This is a genomic window from Duganella sp. AC237, from assembly GCF_979254035.1.
This window is the reverse complement of record NZ_CEEDEW010000003.1, coordinates 3697120-3709652: the sequence shown is the minus strand read 5'-3', so window position 1 is coordinate 3709652 and position 12533 is coordinate 3697120. Positions and strand designations below refer to the sequence as shown.

The 12533-nt window shown below is 64.4% G+C and carries 8 protein-coding genes; 6 read left to right on the top strand and 2 right to left on the bottom strand.

The window, feature by feature from the left end; genetic code table 11:
- Window positions 1–71 precede the first annotated feature (71 nt).
- Both AC0IYS_RS16495 and AC0IYS_RS16490 read right to left on the bottom strand, forming a co-directional pair.
- A complete protein-coding gene (locus tag AC0IYS_RS16495) occupies window positions 72–1460 on the bottom strand; it encodes an amino acid permease (protein ID WP_471706171.1) in 1389 nt (462 codons plus the stop codon).
- Window positions 1461–1642: 182 nt separating this feature from the next.
- On the bottom strand, window positions 1643–2824 hold the full coding sequence (locus AC0IYS_RS16490; protein ID WP_471706170.1) for a sugar diacid recognition domain-containing protein: 1182 nt from the start codon (window positions 2822–2824) through the stop codon (window positions 1643–1645).
- Between the two features lie 184 nt (window positions 2825–3008).
- Between AC0IYS_RS16490 and AC0IYS_RS16485 the strand changes: the two genes are divergently transcribed.
- The 6 genes from AC0IYS_RS16485 (at window position 3009) to AC0IYS_RS16460 (ending at window position 12530) form a co-directional block, all read left to right on the top strand.
- Window positions 3009–4331, top strand: coding sequence for an MFS transporter (locus AC0IYS_RS16485; protein WP_471706169.1), 1323 nt, complete (start codon window positions 3009–3011; stop codon window positions 4329–4331).
- Between the two features lie 23 nt (window positions 4332–4354).
- Window positions 4355–5500, top strand: coding sequence for a glycerate kinase (locus AC0IYS_RS16480; RefSeq protein WP_471706168.1), 1146 nt, complete (start codon window positions 4355–4357; stop codon window positions 5498–5500).
- Window positions 5501–5543: 43 nt separating this feature from the next.
- Window positions 5544–8237: a response regulator gene (locus AC0IYS_RS16475; RefSeq protein ID WP_471706167.1), complete on the top strand. Its 2694-nt coding sequence runs from the start codon at window positions 5544–5546 to the stop codon at window positions 8235–8237.
- Between the two features lie 127 nt (window positions 8238–8364).
- A complete protein-coding gene (locus AC0IYS_RS16470) occupies window positions 8365–8877 on the top strand; it encodes a sigma-70 family RNA polymerase sigma factor (protein WP_471706166.1) in 513 nt (170 codons plus the stop codon).
- Between the two features lie 35 nt (window positions 8878–8912).
- Window positions 8913–9821: a DUF4880 domain-containing protein gene (locus tag AC0IYS_RS16465; protein ID WP_471706164.1), complete on the top strand. Its 909-nt coding sequence runs from the start codon at window positions 8913–8915 to the stop codon at window positions 9819–9821.
- Between the two features lie 114 nt (window positions 9822–9935).
- On the top strand, window positions 9936–12530 hold the full coding sequence (locus tag AC0IYS_RS16460; RefSeq protein WP_471706163.1) for a TonB-dependent receptor: 2595 nt from the start codon (window positions 9936–9938) through the stop codon (window positions 12528–12530).
- The last annotated feature ends 3 nt before the right edge of the window (window positions 12531–12533 follow it).

Genomic DNA, 12533 nt, shown 5'->3' with positions numbered 1-12533 from the left:
AGGGGGAGTAAGCAAAAAAAAATCCGGCGCAACCTGATGGTCGCGCCGGGTTTTTTTCGAGCCTCAGGCCTTCAGTTCATCGCCGAATGCTTGCGCGCGTAACCAAAATAAATCAGCAGGCCGATCGCCATCCAGATGATGAACGCGACCCAGGTATGCCAGCTCAGGTAAGTCATCAGCATGACGCAGAAGATCACTGCCAGCGCGGGGATCACCGGCACCCAAGGGCAACGGAAGGCGCGCTTCAGATCGGGACGCTTCTTGCGCAGGATAACCACGGCGATCGCCACCAGGCTGAACGCGGCCAGGGTGCCGATGTTGATCAGCTCGGTCAGGATATTTAGCGGCACAACGGCCGCGATCAAGCCGAACACGATACCCACCAGCCAGGTCGCGAAGAACGGGGTATGGAAACGTGGATGCACGGTCGACAGGCGCTTCGGCAGCAGGCCATCGCGCGACATGGCGTAGATCACGCGGGTCTGGCCGTAAGCCATCACCAGAATCACCGTGGTCATGCCCAGAATGGCGCCGAGGTCGACGAAGGCGGCGACCCAGTTTTCGCCGGCGTACTTGAGCGCGAGGGTGACAGGGTGGTCGACGCCAAGGAATTGCTGGTAAGGCACGATGCCGGTCATGATCGCGGACACGACCACATACAGGATCGTGCAGGCCGCCAGCGAGCCGATGATGCCGATCGGCAGATCGCGCTCGGGACGCTTGACTTCCTCGGCGGCCGACGTCACCGCATCGAAACCGATGAAGGCGAAGAACACCAGCGCGGCCGCGCTCAGCATGCCGTTGTAGCCGTAGGGCATGAACGGCTGCCAGTTGGCCGGCTGCACGTGGCGCGCGCCGACCGCGATGAACAGCAGCACCACGCCGACCTTGATGGCGACCATGATGTTGTTCAGGCGGGCCGATTCGCGCACGCCCCAGCTCAACATGGCCGTCAGGATCAGCATGATGATCAGCGCCGGCAGGTTGATCCAGGTGGTCACGCCGGGCAGGGCGCCGGGCGCGGCGGTGAGCACCGTGGGCAACTGCAGGCCGAAGCCGGAGATCAGCGACTGGAAGTAGCCGGACCAGCCGACCGAGACGGCCGACGTCGCCAGTCCGTATTCAAGCAGCAAGTCCCAGCCTATCATCCAGGCGGCCAGTTCGCCCAGGGTGGCGTAGGTATAGGTATAGATCGAGCCGGCGACCGGTACGGTGGAGGCAAATTCGGCGTAACACAGCGCGGCGAAGCCGCAGGCGACGGCGGCGACGATGAAGGACAAGGTCAGGGCGGGGCCGGCGGTGACGGCGCCGGTGCCGGTCAGCACGAAAATGCCGGTGCCGACGATGGCGCCGATGCCCATCAATATCAGGTCGAAGGGACCAAGCACCTTGGCCAAGCCGCCCGGTTTTCGCGCGTTGGCGATCATGTCATCCAGATTCTTCGTTCTAAAAAGGCTCAAAATTGGGCTCCATTTATTTTTGTGTTTGTCTGTATCTATGGTGTGGGGTTCTGCCCCTCGCGCCGGATCGCGGCGCCGCCAAATGATACAGGAACTTGGTATGAATTAATGGTTTGCTTTGTTGCAAGAATCCGTATAAATGATCAGGCCGTGTACGAATGTCAGACTTGACCCCCGTCGGTTTATCGGTCTGTCAGCAGCGCGGAGACGTACAGCAGGAAGCGATCTTCGAGCTTGCCGAGGTCAAGTCCGGTAATCTCGCCGATGCGGCGCAGGCGGTAGTCGAGCGTGTTGCGGTGGATGTGCAGCGCTTCGGCCGTCGCCGCCGGGTGGCCGTCGTGCGTGAACCAGGCTTCGAGCGTGCGCTGGAGCAGCTCTTTGTTCTTGTCCTGCGCGCGCAGGCGGGCGATCGGGCGCCTCAGTTGCGCCGCTTGCCAGCCGGAGCCGAGGCCGGACAGCAGCACCGGCAGCGCCTGCTCGTAGTAGCTGAAGCGGGTGCCGCGCGGCTGGCGCGCGCGGCCGATGCGGGCTGCCGTGCGCGCGCTTTGGTAGGAGATCGCGACGCCTTCGATCCCGGTCAGGGCGATTCCCATCGTCAGCGTGTGGGCGTCGCCGCCTTCCTCCTTTAGCATCGCAGAGAACGATTGCAACCGCTTTTGCGCCCACGCCTGGGCGTCCTGGGCCGGGCCGGACGCCTGGGTTTTGGCGGCGCCTGGCGCATCGTGGAAGTCGAGGATGACCATTTCATGTGAGCTGGCCGCCGCAGTCAGCGCCGTTGGCTGGCGCGTCAGCATGCGCATTTGCAGGCGCTGGATTTCGGTCAGCGCTTCGACGGTGCCGGCCGCATTGTCGTCCACTTCCAACACGAAGACCTGATGAGTACGGCCGAAATCGACGCCCAGCCGCCGCGCCCATGCCTCCAGTCCGGCGTGGTCGCTGCCGTCATCGTTGATCAGTTTGAGCACGAACGCTTCACGATAGCGGCTGTCGCGCTGCAGTTCACCCGCCAACTGCGCCTGCTCGAGGATCATTTCAGCCGTAAGGCGCACCAGCTCGCCAAATTGACGCACTTCGTCGGGCGCGCCGCTCAGGCCGACCGCACCGCACAGCTGGCCGTTGACCGTCAGCGGCAGGTTGATGCCGGGCTGGGCGCCGTGCATGTTGCGCGCGCTGGCGCTGTCGATCTCCACCGCCAGCTTCTTGGCCAGCGCTAGCATCGCCCCCGTGTGCAGTTCGCCGATGCGCGCCGGATTGCCGCTGGCGATGATGCTGCCGCTGACATCCATCACATTCACGTTGTAGGGGATGATTTTCATCGTGCGCGTGACGATGTCCTGCGCCAGCTGGGTGCTTAGTATGCTCATGGTGGTTTCTGCTGTAATAATTTCCCAAGGATGGGGCTGATTCTAACCTTTTAATGGGGCAATATTTGTGCGGTTGCCCAATAATCGCAGTTTCAGCCCGCCGATTCTCGTGCGTTTGGCCGATGTTTTTTATTGGGCGATTCCACATAATCAGCTCCACTATAAAAAACTTAGGAGACCTGGAATGAGCAATCCGTCGATCGCCGCGCAAGCGCCTGCGGCGTCCGTCCTCGAGGGGGCGTACAAAAAGGCGACGTGGCACCTGATACCGTTTATCTTCGTCTGCTACTTCTTTAACTACCTCGACCGCGTCAACGTCGGCTTCGCCAAGCTGGAAATGCTCGACGCGCTCAAGCTGAGCAACACTGTCTACGGCCTTGGCGCCGGCATCTTCTTCATCGGCTACGTGCTGAGCGGCGTCCCGAGCAACCTTATCCTTCACAAGCTGGGCGCGCGGCGCTGGATCGCCGTGATGATGGTGGCATGGGGCGCCTTGTCGGCGTGCATGCTGTTCGTGACGACGCCGCTGTCGTTCTACGCGCTGCGCTTCTTCACCGGCGTGGCCGAGGCCGGCTTCTTCCCGGGCATGGTGCTGTACTTTACGCATTGGTTCCCTTCTCAGAAACGCGGCCAGGTGATGGCGCTGTTCATGTCGGCGATTCCCATTTCCGGCCTGATCGGCGGCCCGTTGTCGGGCTGGATGCTGGCGCACTTTTCGGCCGGCCAAGGGGGCATGATGGGCTGGCAGTGGCTGTTCCTGCTGCAGGGCGTGCCGACGGTGCTGCTCGGCATTGGCGTGTATTTCTACCTGAACGATGGCATTTCGCAGGCCAAATGGCTCGACGCCGACGAGAAGCGCGCGATGCAGGACGCGCTGGCGGCCGATGAAAAGCAGCGCCAGTCCACCAGCACGGTCGGCCAGTCGTTCTCCGACGTGCTGCGCAACGGCAGCGTGTGGATGCTGGGCGTGATTTACTTCTGTATCCAGATGGGCGTCTATGCGATCAACTTCTGGCTGCCGTCGATCATCAAGTCGCTCGGCTACCAGAGCGCGGTCACGGTCGGCTGGTTGAGCGCCGTGCCGTATCTGTTCGCCGCCGTGTTCATGATCTGGGCCGGACGGTCGGCCGACCGCCACGGCGAGCGCCGTTGGCACGTCACCGCGCCGATGCTGATGGGCCTTGTCGGCCTGACCCTGGCGGCCAATTTCTCCAGCAATCCGGTGATCGTCATCGCCGGTTTGAGCATGGCGACCATGGGCGCGCTGGCGGCGTTGTCGATGTTCTGGGCGCTGCCGGCGGCCTTCCTCGGCAGCGCGGCGGCGGCCGGCGGCCTGGCGCTGATTAATTCGCTGGGCCAGATCGCAGGTTTCGTCAGCCCGTTCCTGGTTGGCTGGATCAAGGATGCTACCCAGAGCACCGACGTGGCGCTGTATATTCTGTCCAGCGTGATGCTGCTTGGTGCGATACTGGTGCTGCGTGTACCGGCCAAGCTGGTTAATCGATGATGGGGTCGAGAGTTGGAGCACCAATGAAAATCGTCATAGCGCCTGATTCGTATAAAGAGAGCCTGTCGGCGATGGCCGTCGCCAACGAGATCGAGGCCGGCTTCCGCGAGATTTTCCCCGATGCCGAGTACCTCAAGGTGCCGGTTGCCGATGGCGGCGAGGGCACCGTGCAGGCGATGATCGACGCCAGCGGCGGGCGCCTGGTGGAATTGCGCGTGCGCGGCCCGCTCGGCGAGCCGGTGCCGGCGTTCTACGGCATGATGGGCGATGGCGAGACGGCGGTGATCGAGATGGCCGCCGCCAGCGGCCTGGAACTGGTGCCGGTGGCGCTGCGCGATCCACTGCGCACCACCAGCTACGGCACGGGGGAACTGATACGCGATGCCCTCGATGCGGGCGCGCGGCGCTTCGTGCTGGGTGTCGGCGGCAGCGCCACCAACGACGGCGGCGCTGGCATGCTGCAGGCTCTGGGCGGTCGCCTGCTGGACAGCGCGGGCAAGGACCTGGCGGCCGGCGGCGGCGCCTTGGCGACGCTGGCCAGGATCGATCTGTTGGGACTCGACGCCCGCATCGCCGATTGCGTGTTCGATGTCGCTTGCGACGTCAGCAATCCGCTGGTGGGCCCGCAGGGCGCCTCGCACATCTTCGGGCCGCAGAAAGGCGCGACGCCGGAGATGATCGAACTGCTGGACGCCGGCTTGCGCCACTACGCCGACATCATCGCCCGCGATCTGGGACGGCCGGTGGCCGACGTGCCGGGCGCTGGCGCCGGCGGCGGCATCGGCGCGGCGATGCTGGTGTTCCTCGGCGGCCGGCTGCGCCCCGGCAGCGAGATCGTCACCGCCGCCGTGGGCCTGGACGCGGCCGTGGCGGACGCCGATCTGGTGGTCACCGGCGAAGGCCGCATCGACAGCCAGACCATCCACGGCAAAACGCCGGTCGGCGTGGCGCGGGTGGCGCAGCGCCACGGCAAACCGGTGATCGCCATCGCCGGCGGTCTGGCGCCCGGCGCGGCGGCGGTTCACGAGCACGGGATCGACGCGGTGTTCGGCGCGGTCAGCCGTCCGTGCACGGTGGAGCAAGCGCTGGCCGACGCGGCACGCAACGTGCGCGTGTCGGCGCGCAACATCGCCGCCGTATTGCGCTTGGGGAGCAAGCTGGGGTTGTGATAAAGTTGTTCCCTGAGTAAGACACCGGTCGGGAAGGACTTTTATGGCGCAGGACCGAGGGAACCTGGCATACGTGGCCGCGTTGCCGACCATCAGATCGCAGATTTATAGTCTGGTGTGGGCCTGCGCATTGCCAGCCATCATAGGGTTCGCGCTGCTGACCGATAACTTTTACGAGCGTGAGCGCACGCAGATCCAGCAGGACACCCTGATCACCGCCCGCGCGCTGATCCAGGCGGTGGACCGGGACCTGAACACCGGCATCACCGTGGCGCTGGCGCTGGCCAACTCGCCCAGTCTCGATAGCGGCGACATCGCCGCGTTTTACAAACAGGCCTCCAACGTGCTGCGGCCTGAATTCCCCGGTTTTAATTTCGTCCTGAGCGACCGCGATTCGGTGCAGTTGATGAACACCGCGCGGCCCTACGGTCCGTTGTTGGCCGATCCGGGCAGCGCGGAGCGGATCAACAAGGTGTTCGAGACAGGCAAGCCGGTGATCTCCGACCTGTTCATCGGCGGCGCACTGAAACGGCCGCTGGTGGCGATCCACGTGCCGGTGCTGCGCGAAGGTAAAGTCCTCTACGTGATTTCGACCGCTTATCTTCCCGACCGTCTCGGGCAGGTGCTCAAGGAGCAGCGGCTGCCGCCGGACCGTGTGATCGCCATCTTCGATTCGACCGGCGTGGTGGTCGCCCGTACTCACGAAGCGGCCAGGTTCGTCGGCCATAAGGGCTCGCCGTCGTTGCTGGCCAAGCTGCCTTACAAGCTGGAGGACGCGATCGAGGCGGTCACGCTTGAAGGTATACCCGTGTATTCGATGTTCAGCCGCTCGGGGACCAGCAATTGGACCGTCGTCATCGGCGTGCCGAGAAGCGTGGTGCTGTCCGAGATGCTGGCGTCGATCAAGTGGATCACCGCTTTCCTGCTGGTTTTGCTGGCTGCGGGCCTTGGCGTGGCGTGGTACTTCGCCCGCAACATCGCCCGTTCCGTCAGCGCCTTGTCGTTCGCCGTGGTCAGGCTGGCAGGCAAAGGCGGCATGCCGCCGCCGCCCCAGCGCCTCAGCTTCCGCGAAGCCGACGACGCGATCGTGACACTGCACACGGTCGAAGCGGAATTGCTGCGCTACCGCCACCACCTGGAAAACCTGATCGAGCAGCGCACGCTCCAGCTGCAGTTGGCGGTCAAACAGGCGCAGACCGCCAATGCGGCCAAGGACGTTTTCGTCGCCAATATGAGCCACGAATTGCGCACGCCGATGAACGCGGTGCTGGGCATGGCTCACCTGCTTGGCACCACCGGCCTGTCGCCGGAGCAGCGCCGCTACCTGGACATGATACGGGCCTCCGGCCAGTCGCTGCTGGGCATCCTGAACGACATCCTCGATTTCTCCAAGATGCAGGCCGGGAAGGTGGAGATGCATCCGGTGCGCTTCCATCTGGACGAGGTGCTGCACGAGCTGGCGACCATCATGAGCGTGAGCTCCGGCGACAAGGATCTGGAATTGTGTATCGGTGTCGAACCGGATGTGCCGCGCGCACTGGTCGGCGATGCGTTGCGCCTGCAGCAGGTGCTGGTCAACCTGGCTGGGAACGCGATCAAGTTCACGGAAAACGGGGAAGTGTCGGTGCGGGTCGAGCTGGCGGCGCGCCTGCCGTTGACGCTGGGTTTTGTCGTGCGCGATACCGGCATCGGCATGAGCGAGGAGCAGCTGGCCCGCTTGTTCTCGCCCTTCACGCAGGGCGACTTGTCGACCACGCGGCGTTTCGGCGGCACCGGCCTGGGACTGACCATTTCCAAGGGATTGATCGAAATGCTGGGTGGCGCTATCGAGGTGCGCAGCACGCCCGGCGCCGGCAGCGAGTTCCGCTTCACGTTGCCGATGATGGCTGGCGACGAGACGACGATGCCTGCTGGCCGCTCGGCGCCCGCCGGCCTGCGCCTTCTGGTGGTGGATGATAACCAGACCAGCCGCTCGTTCATCTGCAAGACCATCGAGGCCTGGAACTGGGTGTGCGACAGCGTGGCGTCCGGGCCGGAGGCGCTTGAGCGTTTGCGCGGCGGCGCCGTCTACGACGTGGTGCTGGTCGACTGGCATATGCCCGGCATGGACGGCGTCGAAACGATCAAGGCGATTCAGTCGCAGACGGCCGATGCGAGCGTGCCTGTGGTTTGCATGGTCAACGCCTATGGGCGTGGAAAGCTGATGGAAGACCTGGCGGAGGTCTCCACCTCGGCCTATCTGACCAAGCCGGTGACATCTTCCAGCCTGTTCGATGCGGTGCAGACGGCGCTCGCGCAGCGCGAGCCAGGCGCCGTCGGCGAGGCGGAGGCACCCGCATCACCGGGGCTGGCGGGCGTTCGCCTGTTGCTGGTCGAGGACAATCCGATCAATCAGAACGTCGCCAGAGGCATCCTTGAACAGGCCGGGGCGGCGGTGGCCGTGGCGGAAAATGGCGCGGTGGCGGTGGAGCTGCTGCGCGGCGAGCGCTACGAGCTGGTGCTGATGGATGTGCAAATGCCAGTGATGGACGGCTTTACCGCGACCCGCCTGATACGTGAGGAGTTGCACCTGCAACTGCCGGTGATCGCCATGACGGCGGGGGTGATGGAGTCCGAGCGCGAGCAATGCATCGCCGCCGGCATGGACGACTTCATCGCCAAGCCTATCGATGTCGAGCAGATGTTCGCGACGATCCAGCGTCATTTGGCCATGCTGGAAGGCGGGCTGCCGCGATAACCAAAATGGGCGCCGCGATCAGCTTTCGTGATCGGTTTTTCTCCCCGGCGTCACGCGACGGTTTCCGAATAAGCTAGATCGGAATTGTTCGTTTTATTACGCAAGCCGCCCGTTTATATTGGCGGCCATGAGTACCGTTTCCTTCGTTTCCGCCGCGCGCGACACCTTTCTGGGCAGTGAATTCCGTCGCAGCTACGGCTGGCTGACCGCCAGCATGCAGCGGCTGGTCGGCTCGCGCAACGATGCCGAGGACCTGGCGGCATCGGCCTTCACCGAACTGGCCGGACTCGATGATGTGAGCCATATCCGCCAACCGCGCGCGTTGTTGACGACCATCGCCCGGCGCCTGACCTACGAGTTCTGGCGCCGGCGCGATCTGGAGCGCGATTATCTGGCCGAGCTGGCGCTGGTCCCCGAGCAGTTCGATGCCTCGCCGGAGGAGGTGTGCCTGGCGGTCGACCAATTGCTGCGCATCGATGCGGCGCTGGAGCGCGTCAGCGCCAAGGCGCGCGAGGCGTTCATCCTCAGCCAGTTCGAGGAAATGGGATACGCGGAGATCGCGCAGCGTCTTGGCGTATCGGTCAGCATGGTCCGCAAATATGTCGCACAGGCCTTGACGGCTTGCTGCGAGTACGCTTGATGGCTGCGCCAGCGTCTCCACTACAACAAGCAGTGATGTGGGAGGTGCGCCTGCGCGAAGGCGACGCCGATGATGCCGAACTGCGCGCATTCGAGCGCTGGCGCGGCGCCACGGCGGAGAATGCGCATGCCTGGGACGCGTTACAGGAGCGGCTGGCGCGGATGGGCGGTGGCGGGGCGGGCGGGTCGCGAGGTTCTTCGGCGATGGCGCATGCGCTGCGGACGCCGTCCGCGGAAAGGCGGCGTGCCCTGCGCGGCGCCTTTGCGCTGCTGGCGCTGGGCGTCGGCGCCTGGGGCGTCCGCGAGGGCGCGCATGGACTGGGACTGGACGCCGACTGGCGCAGCGCCGTGGGCGAGCGGGGCGAGGGCGTTTTGGCGGACGGCACGCCGCTGGCCTACGATGCCGACAGCCGTATCTACCTTGCCGGCGGCGCCACCGCGCCCGTGCTGGATCTGCGCCAGGGGCAGCTCTTGGTGAGGCCTTCAACTCCATCGGGAGGCACCGTTACTGTCGCCACCGCGCACGGCGCCGTCGTCTCCAGCGGCGCGATATTCAATGTGGGGCGGCTGCGGGAGCGCAGCGTGGTGTCCGTGGGCGCTGGCAGCGCGCTGCTGCGGCCCGTGGGAGGAACCGCCGTGCCGATCGAGGCCGGCCAGACTTTCTACTTCGATCACGATGGCGCCCGGGCCAGCGAGCTGTCGTTCGCCGCCGCTAGCGCCTGGACGCGCGGCGTCTTTGTCGCAGACCGCCTTCCGTTGGCGGAGCTGCTGGAGGTCTTCGGCCGCTATCGTACCGGGTTGCTGCGGGCCAGCAGCAAAGCCGCGATGCATCAGATCAGCGGCGTATTCCGTCTCGACGATATTGACGGCGCGCTGCTGCAGGTGGCCGCCGCGTTGCCTGTCAAGTTGACGCGTTATGGCCGCTATGTGGTTGTTTTCAGCTGACCGCTCGCTGCCAGAAAAATATTTTCGCAACGTGCTGACGCTTTTGGATTCTCACTGCACATGTGTTGTGAAGCCCCTCGGTTGAGGTGCACAACCACTCTAGTGAGGCACGTTTTGAAGAATCCACACCACATGCTGGCGATGTTGGCCGCCACCCAGTTACTCGCCTTGCCGGCCGCGCTGGCGCAGGACTCGACACGCCAGCCGTATCAGCTGGCCGGGGCGCCGCTGGACAAAACCCTGTTGCGCATTGCCGCCGAAAGCGGCGTGGCGCTGGCGTACGACCCGAAGCTGGTCGAGACGGCGCGCTCGGCGCCCGTCAGCGGCAATTTCAGCGCCACCGAGGCGATCACCCGCGCTTTGGAGGGTACCGGCTTCGAGCTCGCCACCAGCGGCGGCGGGCGCGCGCTGACCATCCGCCGCGCTCCGGCTCCCGCAGCGCCGGCGCGTCCGGCCACGCCGATTCAGGCGCCGATCGTGCAGACCTCGTTGCGGCAGCCCGTTTCCGCCGCCGCCGCCGCCGTGGCGCCGGCAACCGAAGTGCTGGCGCGCGTGACGGTCAAAGGCGCCCGCCGCAACAGCGCCGATCAGGAGACCGACAACATCCAGCGCGCGCCGACATCGTCGTACCGCGTGACCGGCGACGAGGCCGAGCAGCAGAACCTGACGACGCTCGAGGATTTGCAGCAGCTGATTCCGGGCCTGGTGATACAGAGCACCGATCCGTCCGATACCCAGATTAGCATTCGTGGCGTCGGCGACGGCGGAGGGCAGGCGAGCGGCGACGCCAATATCGGCATGCCAAGCAGCGTGGCGATCTACGTCGACAACGTCTACCTTGCGCGCGCCGGCATGTTGGGGAATGGACTGGGCGATATCGCCTATGCCGAGGTGCTCAGCGGCGCGCAGGGCGCGGCCTTCGGCGCCAACGCCACCGGCGGCGTGTTGAATATCCATACGCGGGAGCCGTCGTTCACGCCCGAGGCATCGGCCACGGTGTCGATCGGGGAGAATGGTTACGCGCGCGGACGGGCGATGGTCTCCGGCCCTCTGGATGCCAGTTGGGCGGGTCGCTTGAATCTGGTCTACAGCAATAACGATGGCGCGGTCACCAATGTCCGCAACGGCAATCGCCTGAACGGAGCTTCCAGCACCGGCGCGCGCGGACAACTGTTATATAAGCAGGGCGACGCGTTCCGATTGCGGCTAAGCGCCGACTACAGCAATACCAACAGCGAGCCGACGCCGGTGCTGCTGGCCACCAATGTCTTTAGCGGCACCGACGGCTACGTGGCGAAGTCCAAGGCGATCGGGAACAACATCGTGTTCGGCCCGCAGGTCGATCTGGACGATGAAAACCGGGTGCATGTGGTGCAGGGCGGCGCTTCCGCCGTCGCCGATTGGCAGCTCGACAGCGGCTACAAGCTGCGCTCAGTGACATCGGTGCGCTACTTCCGCACAAATCCGGTAATGGCCGACGGCTTTAGCGTCAACATCTACAACAACACCGGCACCCAGGTGCGCGATCATACATGGTCGCAGGAATTGCGCCTGGAATCGCCGGTCGGCGAGGACTACGACTATGCGGTCGGCCTGAATTATCTTGGCCAGAATCTGGACACGGTGGCGCATACCCGCTACGCCGCCGGTACGCTGGCCGGCGTGTATTACGCTTCGGCGTCGTACAACAACCTCGACGTGATCCGGTTCGGGAAACTGCGCGACCATATGCTGTCGCCTTACGCGCAAGGCACCTGGCACATCGCTTCGGGCTGGGATTTGAACGCTGGCCTGCGCTTCAATTACGAGGAGAAGAGTGGCCAGTTTGTGCGCCTCAATCGCGTGCCCTTCAATTCGGGCAACCTGAAGGAATACCATCAACTGCCATCGGGGACGCTGGTGCTGAAGTATCAATTGACGCCGGAGTGGAACAGCTATCTGGCTGGCTCCTATGGCGAAAAGTCCGGTGGCCTGAATGTCTCCGCCGGCGCCGCGCGACAGGCCGGCAACGATTCGCTGTACATCAAACCCGAGAAGACCAGAACCGCCGAATTGGGTGTGAAAGGCTCGCTGTGGGACGACAAGGTGACGGTGAAGGCAGACCTGTTCCTGACCGAGATCAGCGACTTCCAAACCCAAGGCTACAATCCCGACGACCAACAAACCTACTTGATGAACGCCGGGAGCTTCCGCTCGCGCGGCGCCGAAACCAGTATCCGTGCCGCGCTAACGCGCAATCTGCAGGTCGATTTCGCCGCCGTGTATAACGACGCCACCTACACGGACTATGACAATGCGCGCTGCGCGCCGGAGGTGACGTTGTCGCCGAAACCGCCGCCATCCTGCAACCTGACCGGCCAGCGCGTGTTCAATGCGCCGAAGGTGACGTGGAACGCCAGCGCGCGCTATAGCTGGCGCAGCGAAAATGGCCTGAACAACTTCGTCGGCGCGCGCTACGCCTATCGCGGCTGGATGTACGGCACGGTGGACAATTCTTCGCTCACCCGCGTGAGTAGTTATGGCCTGGCCTCGTTTTCGGCCGGCACCGGTGGTAAGCTCCAACGCGGCGACTGGAGCGCCTCGCTCTGGATCAACAACGCCTTCGACACAACGTACTACCGCCGTCTCTCCAGCGGCGACTACGGCACGGTCTGGGGCTGGCTGGGCGAGTCGCGCACGATCGGCGCGACCCTGGCTTACAAATATTGAGTA